Below are 20,078 nucleotides of genomic sequence, written 5' to 3'. Positions count from 1 at the left end.
CGCTTCGAGAACGGTTTCGAGGTATCGCTTTCCCGCGATCCGGACGCAGTCGACATGATCCGCCCGCGCGGCGCGTTCCTCGTTGCCATGTCGGACAGCCTGCCGATCGGTTGCGTTGGGCTGAAGGGTACCGGAAGCGAGGTTGCGGAAATCAAGAGACTTTGGGTCGCGCCCTCCGCTCGGGGGCTTGGGCTTGCACGGCGTCTGATGACGGCGGCGGAAGGCGTCGCCCGCGAGCTGTCCATAAATATCCTTCGTCTTGACACCAACAGCACGCTGGCAGAGGCGCAACGGCTCTACCGCAACACCGGCTGGAGCGAGATTGACCGTTTCAACGACGATCCATATCCAGACACCTTCTTCGAGAAGCACCTTTGAGCCGCCATGCGCCGCCACTTTCGGGTGACCGCACCCTGCGTACACCAGATGGTGATAACACCGGAAAAAGCCGGTTTCATTCAGCGTCAACCTGGAGAAGCACGCAGCATTCAATTGCTCATCCAGCCAGAAGCTGTGCCCCATCTTGCGGTAACTCAACCAGTCAGAATCTCTGGGGAGCGGTACTAGTGCGAAGCAAGATCGGCTCAACGTATCAATCGTCGATCCGAAATCCGACCTTCACGACCACCTGATAGTGCGCTACCGCACCGCCCTTGATTTGCCCCCTGATCTGAGCCACTTCGAACCATTCGAGGTTTCTCATGGTTTTCGAAGCGCGCAAAACCGCTGTTTCGATGGCCTCGGTCACCGAGACCTTCGAACTGCCGATCAGTTCCACCTGTTTATAGACATGGTCGCTCACGGTATCCTCCCAGTTTGAATCAGATCCTGTTTGGCTTCGAAGAGCCACCCGCACCGGGTTTCCAGTCGTCTGCTCGAAGAGACTTCCAATCGAGCTCGTGACATCAGTCGAACAACGGGACGCCGGCGGCTTAAAAGCTCCACAGCCAACACCCACGATCCGGCATTGGTTTGACCTTGTCAAAAGGATATATGTGCTCAGCTCAGCATTTCGCCTCCTCCCTTGCCGGAAGCCATTTTGCAGCTTGCAAAGGAAAGTCTGGCTAGAATTCCCAAGCCACGGAAGTTTTGTCAAAAAGGTAGTCGTTCGAGACTGCCACCTGCGAGCAGGCGCAAGGCGTTTGGCAGCCAGCATCAGCTCGCCAGAATGGCATTTGGCTTGTTTGTGACACTTCGATGACGGACATCCTTGGTATTAGTTCCTCACCGGAACGACCCACCGTGGATGAAACTGTGGCATTGTCTGCCTGTCGTCGGCGGAGAGGTCGGCTTTCCTATGGTGTGAGCGAGCCCGCGTATTGGTTGGACCCGGGGCATCCAAAGCACCCCCATTGCGCCATGGACCGCAAGGTTCGGGAGCACCTGCTCGCTCGCGGCACAGGAGGTTTCTGTTTAGATAAAGGCGAAATTTCAGACGATCATACGATTTGCTTTTGAAGGCGCTGTAGGATGGTTATGAGCTCCGGCGCCATTTCGCGGATTTCCTTCAGATGTACGGCGCTCAGCCGTAGCAGGGCCGCCTCTGCCTTTTCGGTCAATATCAGCGTCTGTCGCCGCTTGTCCTCCGGGTCCGAATTCCGGGCCACCAATCCGGCGGCGCTCAGCCGACCAACCAGCTCGGTTGCCGTGTGCGGCTCGATCAGCAATCGGTTCGCCAGCATGCCAATTGTCATCGCCTCGGCGGCCAAATGTCCCTTGATTGCGAGCAATGCCTGATGTTGCTGGCTCGGGAGGCCTTCTTCCTGGGCGGCTGACGTGCTGAAATCCATGAACCTGCGCAGCGTGTAGCGCAGGTTGGCCAGCGCCTCATAGTCACCCGCCCTCAGCACCTTATCGGAATTTCCCACAATCTCTCCCTTTGCAGCCGGCTCCATCTGCATACTATGCCATCCAAGCGATCTGCTCCAGTCTGTGTCGATCCTGCAGAATGCGCAGTGCGTACATCAGCTCGGGCGCCATTTCACGGATCTCGTGCAGATGCGCGCCGCTGAGCCTCGTGAGGATGTGTTCGGCCTTTTCCATCAATCTTACAACCTGGCGCCTGCCATCGGAGCCGCTGGTAATACGCTCAACGTAGCCTGCGTCGGCTAGCCTGTTGACAAGCTCCGTCGCCGAATGCGGCGCAATCAACAGTCGATCTGCGAGCATCCCGATCGTCATTTCCTTCTCAACCGGAAGCCCCTTGATGGCAAGAAGCGCTTGATGGTGCTGTGGCGTTAGACCGAGCTTCATCACCTCAGCGGTGCTGAACTCCGTAAACCTTCTCAACGCATAGCGTAGGTTCGCAAGAGCTTCATAGTCTCCCGGCGAAAGAGCATCCTCGTGTGCTTTTGTCATGCAGCAACTCCACCCGTCACAAACGTATTGATTTATATCGTAACACGATATATGTGGAGCGCCGATGAGAAAATGTGCCCGCGCTTAAGTGCAGCGCGACTTGGAGAGAACGCATTGGTAAACTCTGAAACGAGACCGCAACGCCGCCCGCATGATTTCACAGGCGGACTTGCCCGGCGCGAGGCCGGTGACTTCACCACGGACAAACGCGTTCTTTTGTTAATCGGCATGGCGATCATTGTCGGCACCGGAGGTGCGTTGGCCGCCTGGGTGCTGGTCAATCTGATCGCACTTGTGACAAATGTCGTCTGGTTCGGGCAGATCAGCACCCATCCATCGTCACTAGCGACTGCTCCACGGTCGCTCTGGATGGTGGCTGCTCCGGTGTTTGGCGGGTTGGTGATCGGCTTGATGGCTCGATTTGGCTCGGAAAAAATCCGCGGTCACGGTATTCCCGAAGCGATCGAGGCCATCCTGATCGGTGGCAGCCGGATGTCGCCCAAAGTCGCGTTGCTGAAGCCGCTTTCCTCGGCAATCTCGATTGGAACCGGTGGGCCGTTCGGTGCGGAGGGCCCGATCATCATGACCGGCGGCGCGATCGGCTCGCTTTTTGCGCAATTCTTCCACATGAGCGCGGCCGAGCGCAAAACGCTTCTGGTCGCTGGTGCTGCTGCCGGCATGACGGCAATATTCGGCTCACCTGTTGCGGCGGTGATGCTCGCGGTCGAATTGCTGTTGTTCGAATGGAAACCGCGCAGCTTCATTCCGGTTGCCGTCGCGGCATGCGTCTCGATCTGTTGGCGGCCATACCTTTTTGGTCAAGGTCCCCTTTTCCCGACCAATTTCCAGGTGCATCTTCCCTGGTGGGGCCTGTTCCTCTGTGCGGCGATGGGTATCGTCTCAGGCCTTCAGTCAGGCCTGCTGACGACGCTGCTATACAAGATTGAAGATGTCTTCGAGCGCCTACCGATCCATTGGATGTGGTGGCCGGCCCTCGGCGGCTTTATCGTTGGATTGGGCGGCCTCATCGAACCGCGCGCGCTCGGCGTGGGCTACGACATCATCTCGGATCTCCTCGCCAACCATATTGCTGCAAACGCCGTCCTTGCCATCCTTGTCGTCAAGGCAGGAATCTGGCTGGTGGCATTGTCGTCGGGAACCTCCGGCGGCGTGCTTGCCCCACTTCTCATTTTGGGCGGTGCGCTTGGCTGGCTTGTCGGACTTGGCTTTCCCGGCGACCCCGGGTTCTGGGCGCTTCTCGGCATGGCGGCGATGATGGGAGGAACGATGAGGGCGCCTCTAACCGGTACGTTCTTCGCGGTCGAGATCACCGGCGACATCAGCACCCTTGTGCCGTTGCTTGCTGCGACAGTCACAGCCTATGCCGTCACCGTGCTGCTGCTGCGCCGCTCCATCCTCACCGAAAAGATTGCGCGCCGCGGCCAGCACATCACGCGGGAATATGGCATCGACCCCTTCGAACTGACGCGCGCTGCCGATATCATGGTCCATCCGGTTGACACCTTGCCCGGCTCCATGACGATCGGCGCGGCCTGCGACTTCTTCTCCACCGGGGGAAAAACGCATCGGCTTTATCCGGTGGTCGAAGACGACTACACACTCGTCGGCGTCGTGTCTCGCGCAGACGTACTTGGCTGGCGGGGAGACAAGGAGCTTGCAGATCAAAATCTGACGGACCGGGTTTCGGATACATCCGCCCCGGTTGGCCACCCGGATGACACGGTCGGCTTCGTCGCCGACCTTATGCTTGCCGCAGAAACCGGCCGCATCCCGATCGTGGATCCCGCTTCCGGAAAGCTCGTGGGCCTGATCGCCCGCAAAGACCTGCTGCGCCTCAGAAGCGCGCTGCAGTCCTTGGAACAGGAGCGCCGCCCTTATCTCGGGGCGCAGTCGACAAGTGAGACCACGACGGAATGACCTTGGAGGATTTGCGGGTATTCGCGTTGCTGTCAAGGTCATGATGGGTGGGGTGACCCGGCTTTTGATGACCTCCATCAACGCGGCCGTCCATGCGTTGAGGACGCGTTGCGCGAAACTGGACTGCGGTTCAAGCAATCGGCGGCGTGGTGTGGCTGCATGGCGCTTCCACCACTTGGCCACGCCCGCATCACGCGGTTATAGCGTTAAGCATGTCCTCTCCCGTGATGATCCGTTCGACCTGTTCGATGGTCGTCGTCTTTGGAATTATGTCGTCTGCGACGACCCTTCCGCCACGCATGACGACGATCCGATCGACCACCTGGAAAACATGGTGGATATTGTGGGCGATGAAAATGCACGAATGGCCGGTGTCGCGCGCTTCGCGAACGAAACGCAGAACCCCTTGCGTCTCGGCAACACCCAAATTGTTGGTGGGCTCATCAAGAATGATAAGGTCACTGTCGAATTGCATGGCGCGAGCGATCGCGACTGCCTGACGCTCACCGCCTGACAGGGATGAAATCGCGGTATCGGGCGGAATGTCCTTGGTAATGCCCACCCGCTTCAAGAGGTCCCGGGCCGAGGCATTCATCGCAGCCTGATCCAGCCGGTTCAAGAAACGGCTTCCCTTGACTGGCTCGCGCCCGAGGAAGAGATTCCGTGCGATCGACAGCTGAGGGACGAGTGCAGAATCCTGAAAAATCGTTTCGATGCCGTGAGCGATCGCATCGGCCGTGCTCTTGAGTTCGACCTTGCGCCCCTTGATGATGATATCCCCGCTCGTCAGCGGCACTGCCCCGGACAGCACCTTGATCAGTGTCGATTTGCCCGCGCCATTATCGCCGAGCAAGCCTACGACTTCGTGCGTTTTGACAGTCAGGCTGACGCCGCGCAGCGCATGGATGCGGCCGTAGAACTTGTTGATATTTTCCATTCGGATCAGGTCGTCGGCCATCGTCTACGCTCCTGTGTTATGGCGCTTTTCGAGCGCTGAATGCAGCGCCATCATGCCAAGGATGATCGCTCCGATGAAAATGTTGTAGGCAAGCCCAGGAACCCCGACCATCACAATGCCGTTTCGCATGATGCGCAGGATGAAAATGCCGATTACCGTTCCGACGATGGTCCCCCGCCCGCCGGTCAACACCGTTCCGCCAATGACGACCATAGCAATGACCTCCAGCTCGTAACCCGTCCCGCTATTGGGGTTTGCCGCCGACGTGCGGATCGAGCTGATCACGCCTGCAAGCGAGGCCATCGCCGAAGATGCCATGAATAGGTAGATCTTGGTTCGGCTGACGTTGACGCCGCGAGCGCGCGCCGCATGGGGGTTGCCACCTGAAGCCTGTATCCAGTTGCCGGCCTTTGTCTGGGTGAGAATGAAGTGGGCGGCAATGGCTGCGAGCGCGAACCACAGCACCGACATGTACATGCGGAAGCTGCCGATGAAGAAGCTTCCCGCCAGGACGTTGGCAAACCAGTTGCCCCCGGCTGTCCAGGTGTGCTGGGGGAAACCGTCGGTGACGTAAAGGGCGGTACCTCGCACCACTAGAAGCATGCCCAACGTGACGAGAAAGGAGGGGATGTTCAGCTTTGTAACGAACCATCCATTAACAAAGCCGATGAGAAGACTGATAGCCAGTGCCACGAGGAAGGCGGCACCGAGCGGCATCAGATTGCTGTTGAACACGGTCCACATCACAACGGCGGAAAAGCCGAACACCGAGCCGACGGAAAGATCGAATTCCCCAGCTGTCATCAACAGGGTCATCGCCAGCGCGATAAGCCCGAGTTCAACGGTAAACGAGAGCGTGTTGCTGATATTTTGAAGTGAGAGAAAATCCGAATTGAAAGACCAGAAGATCACAAGCTCAAGGACCAGCAGGACGAGCGGACCGAATTCCGGCTTCGAAATGAAGCTTTGAAGAAGAGAGCGTTGCTGCATTGATGCTCACCGGTTGGGCAGTGTCACCCGGTTGAACAGGGTGACACTGCCAGTACGACTATCGACGAGATTATTTGCCAGAGAGAATTTTGTCGTAGATCGCGGCCTTGTCCTTTTCGTAAAGGGCGCCGGTGATGATATTGAAGCCGGGCGGGATCTTTCCCGCCGCCATGGCTGCGATAGACAAGGCCATATAACTGGTCGCCTGCGGATCCTGCCATTGAGCGGCATTCACGTATCCGTTCAGGACCTCCTGGGTGGTGTCGGTTGAGTTACCCCAGCCGACAACGGGGATTTCACCCGGCTTCACGCCAACCTGATCGAACACCCGTTTGATGCTGCCATTGACCAGATCGCCGAGGCCGATGATTGCCTTGATCTTCTTGCGATTGGCGGTCAGGTAGTCCGACATGCGGGTGATGATTTCAGCCTGATCGAGTGTCGCATCGGTGATTTCCCAGGTGATGTTCAGCGGCTTGAAGACACTTGAGATGCCCTGCTCTTCCTGCACGCCGTAGGTGGCCCCCGGAACCTCGACCGGCATCCAGACGAAGTCGCCGGATTTCACCAGCTTCTTGTCGACAAGATATTGCGCCCAGGCCGCGCCGAACTTCACGTTGTCGCCGCCAACATAGGCGTTGAAGCTCGCTTGTGGATCGGACGTGTTGAAGTTGATGATCGGTATGTTGGCCGCGTTGGCTTCCTTGACGACTTGAACAAGACTGCCAGGATCAGGGCTGGTGGTGACAATCCCTGCAGCGCCGGCCGAAATTGCAGCCCGGACCGCTTCCTGCTGGGCGGGGACGTCACCGTTGTGAAACGATGTATTGACTTTGTTGCCGGTGTCGTCGGCCCAGAGCTTCGCTCCGGCCAGAAAATATGTCCAGACCGGATCCGCCGGAGAGCCGTGCGAGATCCAATAATAGGTTTTACCTTGGGCATAGGCCGTCGAAACAAAGCCCGCACCGACGGCAATGACCACTGCAAATAGTAGTGAAATCGCTTTCTTGAGCACGTTGGAACTCCTCCCTTGGCCCGGTCTCCAACCGAGCGGCTTATTTTGCTGACCTCCCAGCCAACTTCAAAACGACGTGGATACGCGTCATCCTGATTTTTAAAAGCCAGCCGGAGGTTGAAGGAGATGTCAAGCGACTCCGTGTGGAAACGGACCGCAGGGGCGAATATGCTGAATTCCAGATGAAACTCACCGCGTTTGCTATTTCGTGATAGTTCACTATTCGTTCAAACAGAACGGTTTGTTTTGGTCCATGTGATTGGTCCGTCATCATTGGGTCTCTTCTGAAGGCTCAGTCTCCGGGTGAGCCCACCGGCAAGTCGCCAACGACGATCTCTGTCAGACTCCGCCGGAGCGTTGCGACGTTGGTGATACCGTTCAGTCGCTCGAATTCTCGCTGCGCGTCCTGCCAAAGGGGAGCCGCCCTCTCATGCAAGCGTCGACCTTCATCCGTGAGTTCAATGATACGAACCCTGCCGTCGGCGGGTGACGGCTTGATCGTGACGAAGCCGTCGCGTTCCAGGAAGCCAACCATCTTTCCCATAGCAGTCCGTTCGATATCGAGCCGTTCGGCAAGAGCGTTGACAGCGGCACCGTCAGCCTCGTCGAGAGCCGCCAGGGTCAGGAACTGCGTGATACGCAGCCGGACGGGCTCAAGATGGCCGTCGTAGAACCGCGTGATCTGTCGGCTCGCCCGTCTCATGGCGGAGCAATTGCATTGATCGATTCCAAGCGGTTGGCTCTCTGACAACATGTAGTTTTCCTTTCGATCTAGGTCATCGCCCGTACCATGAGGCGCAAAGCCTGACGATCTTCTCACCTTGTGGCCCGCCGCGAGTGGGGTTGACGCCATCTTAGCGTTTAGATCAACCCTGGTGGCGGGATGATGTAGCCGGGTACCTCGGCTGCAAGCGTGCTCTTCAGCAGTGCGGTTCCCCGGTCGGCCATGACTTCGCTCTTGCCCGCAGCGAGCGCGTCATAGGTCTGGCGCACCACATCTTCCGGGCTGGCTTTCGGCACGTCGATGCCATTGGTCAGGTCGGTATCCACGAATCCGACATGCAGACCGAGAACCTGGATGCCACGATCTTGAAGGTGAAAGCGAAGCTGGTTCGTGAAGCTCCATGTCGCCGCCTTTGAAGCAGCGTAAGGGGTCAGAAAAGGCCGCGGAAGCCACACGATGTCGGACAGCACGTTGATGATGGCAGCATGTGGCTTGGCCGACAGGATCCGCTCGAAAGCCTGCGTGACGCGGACCACGCCGTAATAGTTGGTCTCAAACAGACGCTGCGACTGCTCTTCGACATCGTTTGCCAGAGGCCCGTCGATGAGAGCGGCGATGCCCGCGTTGTTGATCAGCAGAGTTGATCCGCCGCCAGTTCTGCCGCGGCGCCGATCGATGCCTTATCAGTGACGTCGATCCGGACGGGGATGATCCCCGGCTCGTCGAAGGCGCTTGTGTTGCGCATGCCCGCATAGACCTTCGATGCTCCACGTCGGCGGGCCTCGCGCGCAAAGGCGAGGCCCAGGCCGCGATTGGCACCGGTGATGAAGACGGTGGCGTTGGTGACATCCATGACAAATTACCTTTTTGGGGCCGCAGGTCAGGGCATACGTTATCTGTCGCTGGCCCGGCGAGTGGTCGGGTTCAAAGAAAGAGGTTTTCTGAAAGCTGTCCGTAGAGCGCCTCGCGAAGATTGGCGGCGAGTGACAACACAGCACCAAGCGGGCTCATCCGAACGCTGACGCGTGGCACCGAACCATCGGGATTGTGGTCGACGACCACCACCGCGTTTAGCTTCTCCCCATTCGTCAGAACGGCCTCGTATTCGAGAAAGAGCTTGGAGCCGACGGACTGAAGGAATGTCGGCGTCTGAGAGGCGTAGAAGGTCCCGACCGTGTTGACGGCGAGCTTGATCTCGTCGCGTCCGATGAGGGAACCTCGCAGAACGGAGCTGGTGAGCTCCGCGTCGGCGTTCAAGTCGTCCAAAAACGGGTGACGTTCACCTTGAGTATTCGACATTGTTCAACCTACAATTTGCCTTGATCGCGCTCATGCAAAGGCGGCGCGATTGTTGGTGATGAATTGCTGGACCGAGAGTGCCGACGTTCCGGTAATCTTCTCGACGGCATCGTTGCTGCCCGCGAAGATGCCGTCGCGATAGTTCTGGGCGACTTCTACCAGGTGCTGCACGAGGAAAGGCGGGAACTTGTAGAGATTTTCCATCTTGGCCTTGAACAGCTCGATCGAGGTTGGCGCATATTCGATCTTTGCGCCAAGCACCTCGCTCATGACGGCCGCAATCTCGGTGTGGTTCATCTCGACTGGGCCATGGAGCGGGTAAATTTTGCCTTCATGGCCGCGCGGATCAGCGAGAAGATGAGCAATCACCCGACCTTGGTCATCGGTGGCGATCGGCGCGTGACGACCGTTCTCAAACGGGAACTCGATCTTCTTCTTGAGCCAGATCTCGTTCGCAAAATGTGGATAGACGAGCCAATCGGCAAAGAAGGTTGGGCGGAGATGCGTCGTCGGGATACCGGACCAGTCGAAGACCCGCTCGGAGACCCAATGGTCCTGGGCCGCATGGCTCGCCGACTCGCGACGTGCTGAAATCTGCGACATGTTGACGATTGCTGTGACGCCCGCTTCCTTCGCGGCTTGCACGAAATAGGTCGCAGCGCCAAGGATACCCGGCGCGATCGGATGCAGGAAATAGGCCGATCGGATGCCTTCCATGGCGGCTCGGATGTCATCGATGTCTGTAAAGTCCCCGACGGCGATATCAACCCCCCGATGCCTAAGCGCCGTCGCTCGCTCGTTGTCCGTGCGCACGTAGGCGCGCACCGACTTTCCCATCTTGCGTAGTTCATCGATCGCGGCACCTCCCGTGCGTCCGGTGGCGCCACTTACAAGTATCTCGGCATCACTCATAGCCTCGCTCCTTTTCTATATGAGAGCATATGCTCTTAATGCAAAAGAACATAGGAGCATATGCTTTCATCGTCAATGGAAGCGATGACTTTTTTTGGGGGGGCTAGTTCTGGACTGAGAAGCATGGGACCGTCTGGCCGTCACCGCTGACGCTTGAAGAACGGCATGTCTGGATGAGGTGAAGTCGAAGACGACCAGTTCGTGTCGTTGCAATGCCTAATCGCGGGGAGGGCGCCGTCATGCCTTTGCTGCGACAAGGCCTGCCAGCGTCGGGATGACCTGGGCGCTGATCGCGTGCCGATAGTTCAACTGGTTTTTGCCACCCGCTGCGTATCGAATTCTCCCAACATGGCGGCGCGAGTACTTAAATCCCTGAGCCGTCGAGCTGCTGGGCGTCGTCGCCTTCCCAGGGTGAGGGCATGGAGATGCTATTGAGATTGGCCGAGGGCATCGGCATCCAGCACTTCAGTTCCGGCTCGGCGTATTCGACGAGGCGGCCGGGCGAGGAATCGGAAGCACGCCAACCTTCTGCACCGAACTGATCGCCATTCGACCAATAGGCGAGGTCAACTTCAGCCGGCCCCTGTTCGGACGGCCGGATCGTGACGAGGATCCGACTGCCGTCTTTCGGCGCGGTTGTCATCTGGCGCCAGCGGTCTGGCTCATCCATCGTTTTTCCTCCTGCCTTGCTGCAGGCTGCAAGTGTCGCCTCGCCGTCGAAAACGGTCAACCCACACTTTTGCACAACCCATCCTGTATAGTTCGCTGGAAACCGGCTCGACAACGAATGCCTCCTTATCGCTCAAGGAATGGCCTGCAGCACCGGCGGCGGGCGGTAAACCTGCCGCCGGTGCTGCAGGCAATCGTCGCCCTCGATATCTGGAACGAGCTGGCTGTCCTGCGGCACGCGCCCTGGCTCGGCCGGTTGCTGGCAGCGTCGATCCTGCGCCAGACCGGCGCTACAACAGCGGCGCACTTGGTTATGGATCGGTTTCGCTTGCGGGCTAAGAACCGGAATTCCGAACCCCGCGGACAGCGCTATCGTCGGCATTTTAGGAACAATATTCTGGGGTTACAAACGACGATCGGAAAGACGAGCAAAACGGAAAGCTGACCGATTGCCCATAATCCCTATTGCTGTTGCAACCTGGCGCGGGCCATATCGCATTCCGCGTTGCCTTCGCGAAATCGGCTTCCGACAAACGGATCAATCATCCTTTTCTTGCGGACCGCGGGACACTCCTCGCCTGCGCCAGAATGCCCGCTCCTCTTCTTCCGTTACGAAGTCATCGGGTTCCGGTGCCAGTGGTTCCTCCTCTTGGGGATAACCTTGCTCCAAGAATTTCTCCGCCTCGATATATGCGGACGCCTCAGGTCGCAGCTCCACCTCCAGAATATGGACCGCGACTACTCCGGAATATTCAGAAATCGGCTCCGCATATGAGTAGGTTGCCCAAGGGAAAAGTTTGCTCATAACCTCGTAAAGACGATGCGCGCGAAGATGATAGTCGATCTCGACTTCCGGTTTCTCCTGCTGGCTTTCGCCGATATAGATACGCATATTGCAGAAGATCGACGATGTGTTGACCCACTCATCCCACACAAAAAACGTTGTCTGATCTTGTATTTCCTCCATCAGCGCACGGTCGAGGGCAAAGACGGCGCGCATCAGGGACTCAGGATCGGAGGTGATGGCCTCGTCGAAACAAAGCTTGGCTGAGGCGTCGAGCACGTTGGTTGGCGGAATGGCGATCGACCATTCCGTCTCGGTCATCTCGCATAGCCGCTTCTCAACTCGTTGCCACAGGACCTGGCCGCTTTCCGGGTCGACGGTGACCACGTAGACGGGCAAGGAATGTTTCGTCCAGTAGTCCAGGTGCTTGCTTTCTCCGCGATAGATGTAATCGCCTGCATTCGCCTTCTGGGGTAGGATCGGTCTGATTTGCAGCGCCAGAAGCTTGCCCGTTGGGCTGCCTTCGTCGAGGATCTCTGCCCGTGCATCAATACCGTTGTTCGACCCTGACGACCTGCGGAAAGACCACTTGAAATCTCGAAGAAAAACCTTCTCGACCGCGTCAATCGCAAGGCGCGTTGCCTGGTCGGGCCGATCGCCAATCGACTTCTTGCTGCGCCGGCGTGATGGCGGCTCTAGCGGAAGAAACCAGTGCCGAATGACCGCGAAGAGTGCGAGTGCCGCCGCGATCGCGGCTGCGAGCCGATTGCTTATTGCGATAAATCCAGCCTGGAGAAGTCGAACCATTGAAGATCGCCGTCACGAAGCGCGGCCTCCCATGTTCACATGTTCAAGCAAAGCAAGAAGACCTCTGAGGATATCCGTCGGCGACGGTGGGCAGCCAGGAATATGCAGATCGACAGGTATGACCTGCGAAACCCCTCCCACGACGGCATAGCTACCTGCAAAACAGCCGCCATCGTGCGCGCAACAACCCAAGGCGACAACCCATTTGGGGTTAGCCATGGCGTTGTAGGTCCGCTCCAAAGCTTCGCGCATGTTTTTGGTTACCGGTCCGGTCACGAGCAGGACATCGGCGTGCCGCGGCGAAGCGACGAAGCGGATTCCAAAGCGCTCGACATCGTAGAAGGCGTTACTCAGAGCATGCATCTCCAGCTCGCAGCCATTGCAGGAGCCGGCGTCGACGGCGCGAATCGACAGGCTGCGGCCAAGCCGCCGGAAGGCGACTTTGTTGATGGCGCCGGCGAGTTCTTCCATCGCTGCGGTCGAACGAGATGGAACCCGTTCGGTGAGCGGCGCTCGGATCAGGCTTTCGAACAGGAGCTTTCGCATATGACACAGCCTTCAGAGATCATGACCGGAATAGGAACAGTTGAACGACTTGTTGCAGAGCGGAAAGTCGGCGACGATATTGCCCTCGATCGCAGCTTCCAGGAGCGGCCACTGGAACCAGGAGGGATCGCGCAGATGGCAACGTTCGATCCCGCCCTCCGCCGTGAGCCGCAGCCAGACCAGCACGTCACCGCGAAAGCCCTCGATAAGTGCCATGCCTTCACGCGGTTCGCCCACGAAAGGAATCTCGGTGAGGATCGGGCCGTCCGGAAGCCGATCGAGGATCTGCCCGAGGAGCAACAGGCTCTGGTCGACCTCGCGAATGCGAATCCAGACACGAGCATTGACATCGCCCTCCGTCAGCTCCGGAACCTCGAAGGTGAGATTGTCGTAAGGCGGATAACGAAGCGCACGCCGGGCATCGAAACCGCGCCCGGAAGCCCGCCCAATATAGCCGCCGGCGCCATACTGGTGGGCAAGCTCGGTGCGCAGCCTGCCTGTGCCAACTGTCCTGTCCTGAAGCGAGGCGGTATTGTCGTAGAGTTCTACCAATGCCGGGAATTTCTGACGGATCTCAGTAATCAGGCTCCGCAGAGTGGCTACTCCCTCATGGTTCAGGTCAACCGTAACGCCGCCGGGCAAAATGCGGTCGCGCATCAGGCGGTGGCCGAAGGTAGTGGCGGCTGCGCGCAGCACGCGCTCACGCAGCACGCCGCAATGAGCATGCATGAGCGAAAACGCCGCATCGTTGCAGATGGCGCCGATATCGCCAAGATGGTTGGCAAGCCGCTCCAGTTCAGCCATGAGCGCGCGCGACCAGACCGCCCTTGGCGGGACGTCAATCTGCATTGCGGCCTCGACCGCGCACGAAAAGGCATAGGCATAAGCAACCGTGCTGTCTCCGGATGTCCGTCCGGCGAGCTGCGTCCCACGGAACAGGTCCGCGCCTGCCATTAGCGCCTCGATCCCCTTGTGGGCATAGCCGAGGCGTTCCTCAAGACGGACGATCGTTTCGCCGTTGGCCGTGAAGCGAAAATGCCCTGGTTCAATGATGCCGGCATGCACCGGGCCAACTGGAATCTGGTGCAGGCCTTCTCCCTCTGCCTGCAGGAATTCGTAAGGAGCGGCTTCCGGCAGCGGCGCTTTGCGGTTTCCCAAGGGAAACCGCACGTCCCAGCGGCCGTGATCGAGCCAGGGGCGTGTGTCGGGCAGATCCTGTGGTTCAAGCCCAGTAAGATCGCGGATCGAACGTTCAAGGCGGAGGGCGGGCAAGTGGTGTTGCGCGACTGAGGGATAACTGCCTTCCAGTCCTTCCAGGCTGATGACGCCGATCGCGCCCGCCGGCTCTTCGAGCAGCGCCATGTGGACGGCACTCGCTTCGCCCCAAAGGCCGAGGAGGGACCAGCGTCCTTCAGCAAGTGCTGCAATCGCGGCGACCCAGGCCGCCTGATCGACGATAGCGCGCGACCAGGGGTGGTGGTATCGAACCGGACGGCCCTTAAGGATGAGCTCGGTCAGCGTTGACATGTCGAACGGCCCTCCGCTTCATCCAAGAAGCTTGGCGATATGCTGAAACCAGGAGACCAGAGGCGGCGGCAGATAGATGCCTGCACCAAAGACCAGGGCAAGGTGGGAGTACATCGGAATGTAGGACGCCTCGGCGGGCGCAACGCTACCGCGTGGCTGGCCGAAGGCGACGCCGGTCAGGCGTAGCAGTAACGCGCCGAAAGCAATCAGAAGTCCGAAGACAAGCGGAATGGCAAGCAAAGGCTGCCTGGCAAAGGTCGAACTTACCACCAGGAATTCGCTCATGAATATCCCAAGAGGCGGCAGGCCGGCAATGGCGACGACGCCGATCACCAGGCCCCAACCGAGCCCGGGATGGGTTTCGGTGAGACCGCGGATATTGGAAAGCCGTTGCGTGCCTTTGATCTGGGCGATGTGGCCGACGGCATAGAAGATCGCCGATTTGGTGAGGGAGTGCATCACCATGTGCAGCAATCCGGCAAAATTGGCGATCGGGCCGCCCATGCCGAAAGCAAAGACAATGATACCCATATGCTCGATCGAGGAATAGGCGAACATGCGTTTGATGTCGCGGCGGCGATAGAGCATGAAGGCAGCGAAAATTAGCGAGGTGAGCCCCATCGTCACCATCAATGGCCCGGGGGCAAGTGCCTCGGGACTGGCAGCGAGCAGGATCTTGAAACGCAGCACTGCATAGAGCGCGACGTTCAAGAGCAGGCCCGATAGCACGGCAGAGATCGGTGTTGGCCCCTCGGCATGCGCGTCTGGCAGCCAGGCATGCAATGGCGCAAGGCCGACCTTGGTGCCGTAACCGAGTAGCAAAAACACAAAGGCGACGTTGAGAAGTGCCGGATCGAAGGCAGCAGCGTGCCTGATCAGGACGGTCCAGACCATGGCGTCATAGCCTTCGCCGACCACGGGCTGCGCCGCCATATAGACGAGGATGGTGCCGAAGAGGGCAAATGCGATACCAACGCTGCCGAGAATGAAATATTTCCAGGCAGCTTCCAGCGCTTCGTGCGTGCGGTAGATGCCGACCATCAGCACGGTGGTCAGCGTCGAAAGCTCGACTGCGACCCACATCAGGCCGATATTGTTCGACACGAAGGCGAGGTTCATGCCGAACATCATGATTTGATACATGGCATGGTAGAAGCGAAGGTTCGCCGGCGTCAGCCGGCCGGTTTCCAGCTCGTGTGCTATATAGCTGGCGCTGAACACACTGGTGGTGAAGCCGACGAAGGTGTTGAGCACGATAAAGACGATGTTGAGATCATCGACAAGGAGATACTGGCCCGGTGCCGGCCGTTCGATTGCGAACAAGGAAAGGGCGGCAAGCAGGGTCAAAAAGCTTGCAAATACGTTCAGGCCTGCTGTCATCCGGTATCCGGGCAAGAGCGCCAGGAGACCTGCCGCGCAGATCGGGATCAGAAGGACCGCCGCTACCGGATCGAAGGCCAGATCGGAGACAAGAGCGTTCATCTGCGTCTTTTCCCCTTGAAATCATCGAGCGCACGGACATCGACTGTGTCGAACCGCTCGCGGATGCGAAACAGGAAAACGCCGATCACGATGAAGGCGATCAAAATCGAGAAGGCGACACTGATTTCGACGACCAGAGGCATGCCCTTGGCGCCGGTGGCGGCGAGCACCAGCCCGTTCTCAAGAGACATGAAGCCGACGACTTGGCTGACGGCATTGCGGCGAGTGACCATCACCAAGAGCCCGAGCAGCAAGACCGACAAGGCAAAGGCGAGGTCCTCGCGTGCCAAAGGGTCGGCGGCTTGTGTCACACGCAGCATCACGACCATGGCGAGCGCGACCAACCCTATACCGGCGAGCATGGTGGCTCCGATGCCGACGACGGTCTCGATCTCACGATGTATGCCGAGCTGCCTGATCATGCGGTGGAGCACCACAGGAATGATGATGGCCTTGAAGAAGAGCGCAATCGCCGCCGTAACATAGAGATGCGGCGCATCCTGGACGAAGGCCTGCCAGGCAACCGACAAGGTCAACACCAACGAATGCAGCGCGAACACGTTGAGCAGCGCATAAAGGCGATCCTGATACAGCATCATCATGCTGACCAGGACCAGGCCGCCGGCAAGCAAATGAGCAATATCAAAGACGAGACCGTTCATCACAGGCTCCTCGAGACGAACCGCAGCAGAGTAGCAAGCAGGCCAAGCATAAGGGCAGCACCCAGGAATTCGGGCACACGAAAGATCCTCATCTTGGCGGTTGCGGTTTCGAACAGCGCTAGGAGGGCGCCGCCGACGGCAAGCTTGGCGAGGTAGGCGAGCATGCCGAGCAGATAGATGGCAGGTCCTTGCCCGAGGACAGCCAATCTCCATGGTGTGAATATGCAGGCGATCAGGGATATGTAGAGCAAAAGCTTGAGGGATGCGGCCAGCTCGATCATTGCAAGGTGACGCCCGGAATATTCAAGCACCATGGCCTCGTGGACCATGGTCAGTTCAAGATGCGTCGCCGGATTGTCTACGGGGATTCGGGCGTTTTCGGCGAGCGCCACCATGACGAGTGCGACAAGCGCGATCCCCAGCGAAACACGCAATCCCACCTGTGGAGAGGTCATGAAGGCGGCAATAGTTGAAAGCTCAGTCGAGCCGGCGACAAGGGCAAGCGTAAAGATGATGAGCAGCATCGAGGGCTCGGCGAGCGTCGCGATCATCACCTCGCGGCTTGATCCGAGGCCGCCAAAGCTGGTGCCGACATCCATGCCGGCAAGGGCCAGGAAAAAGCGTGCGCTGCCGAGCAGAGCGATGATTGCGATCAGGTCCGCAGTCCAGCTGAATATGAGACCTGTGGCAAAGGTAGGGATGATTGCGGCCGCAACCCAGGTCATGGCAAAAATGAGATACGGCGACATCCGGAAGAGCCAGGACGCATTCTCAGCCAACACTACTTCCTTGCGCAGAAGCCGCAGGAGGTCGCGGTAGGGCTGGATCACCGAGGGGCCTCGGCGGCGCAGCAATCGCGCCTTGATCTTGCGTATGAAGCCGGTCAATAGCGGCGCGAGCAACACCACCATTGCCATCTGGACAGCCTGGACGAGGAGGGCGGAGATCACGACCATAGTGCCAGCACCAGGAGCAGGGTGACGAGCGCCAAGAAGACCAGGCTCAGATAGCGCCTGATGGTGAGAAATTGCAGGTGATTGAGCTTTTCCGCGATGAACCAGACAGAGCCTATGATCGGCGCGTAGATTCCGTCCCAGACCAGATCCCGCAGTTCGACGGTGAAATGTGCTGGCCGCGGATCGCCCGGCGCTGGCATTTCGACCTTTTCGCGCGCTTGGAAGAGAGCCGACCCGAAAACCCGGCGAATGGGTTGGGCGAAGCTGCCGGCCGTATACTGCGTCACGGGACTGGGATCCGGAAAGCCGCAATCCCAAGCGGGCGCCCGACGCAGCGCTTTCGAGCCAAAGCGGTGGACGACATATGCGCAAAGCGATGCCGAGAATGCGGTGAACAGGAACACGAGCAGGCCGTTGTAGGAACTGCGGCTTTCGCCGATCGGCACGATGGACAGCCATGGCACACTGATTTGCACCGGCATTCGGTCGCCGATCAACGAGAGTGTCACGGATCCAAGGCCGTCGATGACGATGCCTGGTAGAATGCCGGAAAAAAGGCACAAGGCAGCCAACACAAACATCGTGGTCAAGGAGCAGCGGTCGACCTCCCGCGCCTGTTCAGCGACAAACGATCGCGGTCGGCCAAGGAAAATCACGCCGAATGCCTTGACAAAGCAGGCTGCCGCAAGCGCCGTTGACAAGGCAAGCAAACCGCCGATCGCCGGCACCATGATCTTGAGCCCCCATTGCGGCAGCTCGGGACTTTGCAGGATGGCCTGAAAGGCTAGCCATTCAGAGGCAAAGCCGTTGAGCGGCGGCAGTGCCGAGATCGCTGCGCAGCCGACAAGAAACGCAAAACTGGTGAACGGCATGCGATGAATGAGACCGCCCAGCTTTTCCATGTTCCGTTCGCCTGTCGCCGTCAGTATGGCCCCCGCACCAAAAAAAAGCAGGCTCTTGAAAAGCGAGTGATTCAGCACGTGGAACAATGCGGCCGTCAGCGCCAATGCCGCTGCCAGCTTCATCCCATTTGCCGCAAAGGCGAGCGTCAACCCCAAGCTTATGAATATGATGCCGATATTCTCGATCGTGCTGTAGGCAAGGAGGCGTTTGATGTCGTTCTCCATCAGCGCGTGCAGAATGCCCAACACTGCGGTAACGCCGCCGAATACCAGGACGACGACGCCCGACCACCATGTCGGTGCGCCCATTAGATCGAAGACAACCCGGATGAAGCCATAGACTGCGACCTTGGTCATGGCGCCGCTCATGAGCGCCGAGACATGGCTTGGCGCGGCAGGGTGGGCCAGCGGTAGCCAGACATGCAAGGGCGCAAGACCGGCCTTGGAGCCGGCACCCAGCAGTAGGAGCATGAGCACGATTGCCGCCGTTAGAGACGTGTGCTCAGATATGCGCATCGTGGCGAAATCGTAGCTGCCATCTGGACCCGCGAGGAGCCCGAAGGCGAGCAGCAGGGCCAGCGTGCCAAAACTCGCCATAACAAGATAGAGATAGCCCGCCTTCCGATTGTCGGATACGCGGTGGTGCGCCACCACGAGCGCCCAGGAAGCCAGCGACATGAATTCCCAGGAAAATAGGAAGGTGAAGGCGTCATCCGCCAGAACCACAAGATTCATAGCGGCGAGGAAGGCTGGAAAAAATGGTAGCACCCGGTGGCGCGCGTGTTCGTGATGGCCATAACCCAACCCGTACAGACTGGCCAAAGTGCCGCCCAGATTGACGACCATGAGGAAGAAGGCAGCGAGCGCGTCGATGCGGAAATGCGCACCAAGCCAAGGCAGGCCAAGCGGCAGGACGACGACCGGCGCCGAAGAGATAGCAGAGACAAGCCAAGCCAGCGCGACTGCGAGCGCGGCACCCGATAGAGCGAAACTGACGCCGTAAACCACCCACGTCGCCTGATCCAACCGGGCAATGGCGACGGCCAGGACCGCGGTTCCCAAGAGAGCTGCAATGCCCGATAGCATGATAATCACGGGCGTCACGGGCGCACCTTTGGTCCGGGCGCCAAGTCGACCGATCTGCTGGATTTGCGCTCGAGAGGCTTGATGTTGGCATTGGCCTTCAGCCTGACCCCACGCCCGCCGTCTTCGCTGACAGCTCCTTCGTTGATCAGCGCGATGCCGGCGTCGTCCAACGCCGCCAGCAGTCGCATCAGCGTGTCCACATTGCAGCGCACCACATGGGCGCTCACCTCCATACGCTGGATCGTTGGAACCGATAGTCCCGCCAGTTCGGCCAGTTGGCGCTGGTCGATGCCGAGAAGGGCCCGGGCGGCCCGCATCTGAGCGGCAGTAATCACGATTCAGCTATCGCTTTTCTTACGCAGGCTCTAATATTTAAAGCTTATCATGTGCCTATTGATATCTGAAATCAATGTTCTGATGTGCCTGCCTCTTTTGACATGAGCCATCGCTTGTTAAGATGTAA

General features: G+C 58.8%; 22 protein-coding genes and 1 pseudogene. 3 read left to right on the top strand and 20 right to left on the bottom strand.

The features are described from left to right. Positions 1–378: GNAT family N-acetyltransferase (locus AB4Z52_RS26445; protein ID WP_442220864.1), on the top strand; the 378-nt coding region annotated here is incomplete at its 5' end. A gap of 214 nt (positions 379–592) precedes the next feature. On the opposite strand, the gene AB4Z52_RS26440 is transcribed toward AB4Z52_RS26445, so the two are convergent. From AB4Z52_RS26440 to AB4Z52_RS26430, 3 genes are all read right to left on the bottom strand, one after another. Then, positions 593–802, bottom strand: a complete 210-nt coding sequence (locus tag AB4Z52_RS26440) for a dodecin (protein WP_442220863.1) — start codon at positions 800–802, stop codon at positions 593–595. A 637-nt stretch (positions 803–1,439) separates the two neighbouring features. Continuing rightward, on the bottom strand, positions 1,440–1,868 hold the full coding sequence (locus tag AB4Z52_RS26435) for a MarR family winged helix-turn-helix transcriptional regulator (RefSeq protein WP_442220862.1): 429 nt from the start codon (positions 1,866–1,868) through the stop codon (positions 1,440–1,442). A gap of 34 nt (positions 1,869–1,902) precedes the next feature. Continuing rightward, on the bottom strand, positions 1,903–2,358 hold the full coding sequence (locus tag AB4Z52_RS26430) for a MarR family winged helix-turn-helix transcriptional regulator (RefSeq protein ID WP_442220861.1): 456 nt from the start codon (positions 2,356–2,358) through the stop codon (positions 1,903–1,905). 72 nt (positions 2,359–2,430) lie between these two features. On the opposite strand from AB4Z52_RS26430, the gene AB4Z52_RS26425 reads away from it, so the two are divergent. Beyond that, positions 2,431–4,296, top strand: coding sequence for a chloride channel protein (locus AB4Z52_RS26425; RefSeq protein ID WP_442220860.1), 1,866 nt, complete (start codon positions 2,431–2,433; stop codon positions 4,294–4,296). A gap of 190 nt (positions 4,297–4,486) precedes the next feature. Here AB4Z52_RS26425 and AB4Z52_RS26420 read toward each other — a convergent pair whose 3' ends face one another. The 9 genes from AB4Z52_RS26420 to AB4Z52_RS26380 form a co-directional block, all read right to left on the bottom strand. After that, on the bottom strand, positions 4,487–5,254 hold the full coding sequence (locus AB4Z52_RS26420) for an ATP-binding cassette domain-containing protein (RefSeq protein ID WP_442220859.1): 768 nt from the start codon (positions 5,252–5,254) through the stop codon (positions 4,487–4,489). Between the two features lie 3 nt (positions 5,255–5,257). After that, a complete protein-coding gene (locus tag AB4Z52_RS26415; RefSeq protein WP_442220858.1) occupies positions 5,258–6,244 on the bottom strand; it encodes an ABC transporter permease in 987 nt (328 codons plus the stop codon). Between the two features lie 70 nt (positions 6,245–6,314). After that, entirely contained in the window at positions 6,315–7,244 is a 930-nt protein-coding gene (locus AB4Z52_RS26410; RefSeq protein WP_442220868.1) for a substrate-binding domain-containing protein, read from the bottom strand. 307 nt (positions 7,245–7,551) lie between these two features. Then, a complete protein-coding gene (locus tag AB4Z52_RS26405) occupies positions 7,552–8,013 on the bottom strand; it encodes a MarR family winged helix-turn-helix transcriptional regulator (protein WP_442220857.1) in 462 nt (153 codons plus the stop codon). Between the two features lie 107 nt (positions 8,014–8,120). Beyond that, entirely contained in the window at positions 8,121–8,576 is a 456-nt protein-coding gene (locus AB4Z52_RS26400; RefSeq protein WP_442220867.1) for an SDR family NAD(P)-dependent oxidoreductase, read from the bottom strand. A gap of 38 nt (positions 8,577–8,614) precedes the next feature. Then, positions 8,615–8,836: a hypothetical protein gene (locus AB4Z52_RS26395; protein ID WP_442220856.1), complete on the bottom strand. Its 222-nt coding sequence runs from the start codon at positions 8,834–8,836 to the stop codon at positions 8,615–8,617. Between the two features lie 71 nt (positions 8,837–8,907). Continuing rightward, complete coding sequence (locus AB4Z52_RS26390; RefSeq protein ID WP_442220855.1) at positions 8,908–9,282, bottom strand: hypothetical protein; 375 nt, start codon at positions 9,280–9,282, stop codon at positions 8,908–8,910. A 30-nt stretch (positions 9,283–9,312) separates the two neighbouring features. Further along, a complete protein-coding gene (locus tag AB4Z52_RS26385) occupies positions 9,313–10,194 on the bottom strand; it encodes an NmrA family NAD(P)-binding protein (RefSeq protein WP_442220854.1) in 882 nt (293 codons plus the stop codon). A gap of 364 nt (positions 10,195–10,558) precedes the next feature. Then, positions 10,559–10,864, bottom strand: coding sequence for a hypothetical protein (locus AB4Z52_RS26380; RefSeq protein WP_442220853.1), 306 nt, complete (start codon positions 10,862–10,864; stop codon positions 10,559–10,561). A gap of 156 nt (positions 10,865–11,020) precedes the next feature. On the opposite strand from AB4Z52_RS26380, the pseudogene AB4Z52_RS26375 reads away from it, so the two are divergent. Continuing rightward, positions 11,021–11,224: pseudogene (locus tag AB4Z52_RS26375) on the top strand (DUF1612 domain-containing protein); the annotation flags it as partial. A gap of 177 nt (positions 11,225–11,401) precedes the next feature. Here the strand turns inward: AB4Z52_RS26375 and AB4Z52_RS26370 are convergent. From AB4Z52_RS26370 to AB4Z52_RS26335, 8 genes are read right to left on the bottom strand one after another with little or no spacing between them, the layout of a single operon-like run. Beyond that, on the bottom strand, positions 11,402–12,454 hold the full coding sequence (locus AB4Z52_RS26370; RefSeq protein ID WP_442220852.1) for a DUF4365 domain-containing protein: 1,053 nt from the start codon (positions 12,452–12,454) through the stop codon (positions 11,402–11,404). Positions 12,455–12,466: 12 nt separating this feature from the next. Next, positions 12,467–13,000 (bottom strand): NADH-quinone oxidoreductase subunit B family protein, encoded by a 534-nt coding sequence (locus tag AB4Z52_RS26365; RefSeq protein WP_442220851.1) that lies wholly within the window; start codon positions 12,998–13,000, stop codon positions 12,467–12,469. Between the two features lie 12 nt (positions 13,001–13,012). After that, positions 13,013–14,527 (bottom strand): hydrogenase large subunit, encoded by a 1,515-nt coding sequence (locus AB4Z52_RS26360; RefSeq protein WP_442220850.1) that lies wholly within the window; start codon positions 14,525–14,527, stop codon positions 13,013–13,015. 18 nt (positions 14,528–14,545) lie between these two features. Next, on the bottom strand, positions 14,546–16,009 hold the full coding sequence (locus tag AB4Z52_RS26355) for a hydrogenase 4 subunit F (RefSeq protein WP_442220849.1): 1,464 nt from the start codon (positions 16,007–16,009) through the stop codon (positions 14,546–14,548). Next, positions 16,006–16,671 (bottom strand): hydrogenase-4 component E, encoded by a 666-nt coding sequence (locus AB4Z52_RS26350; protein ID WP_442220848.1) that lies wholly within the window; start codon positions 16,669–16,671, stop codon positions 16,006–16,008. The genes AB4Z52_RS26355 and AB4Z52_RS26350 overlap by 4 nt, the downstream gene beginning before the upstream one ends. Further along, positions 16,671–17,627, bottom strand: coding sequence for a respiratory chain complex I subunit 1 family protein (locus AB4Z52_RS26345; RefSeq protein WP_442220847.1), 957 nt, complete (start codon positions 17,625–17,627; stop codon positions 16,671–16,673). Before AB4Z52_RS26345 ends, AB4Z52_RS26350 begins: the two co-directional genes overlap by 1 nt. Continuing rightward, positions 17,618–19,633, bottom strand: coding sequence for a hydrogenase 4 subunit B (gene hyfB / locus AB4Z52_RS26340; RefSeq protein ID WP_442220846.1), 2,016 nt, complete (start codon positions 19,631–19,633; stop codon positions 17,618–17,620). The genes AB4Z52_RS26345 and hyfB overlap by 10 nt, the downstream gene beginning before the upstream one ends. After that, positions 19,630–19,950: a helix-turn-helix domain-containing protein gene (locus tag AB4Z52_RS26335; RefSeq protein WP_442220845.1), complete on the bottom strand. Its 321-nt coding sequence runs from the start codon at positions 19,948–19,950 to the stop codon at positions 19,630–19,632. Before AB4Z52_RS26335 ends, hyfB begins: the two co-directional genes overlap by 4 nt. Between the last annotated feature and the right edge of the window lie 128 nt (positions 19,951–20,078).

This window comes from Rhizobium sp. 2YAF20, assembly GCF_052114685.1.
In the GTDB taxonomy this organism is placed as follows: Bacteria; Pseudomonadota; Alphaproteobacteria; order Rhizobiales; family Rhizobiaceae; genus Rhizobium.
Note: the sequence above shows the minus strand (reverse complement) of the source record. Positions and strands in the feature narration are given on the sequence as shown.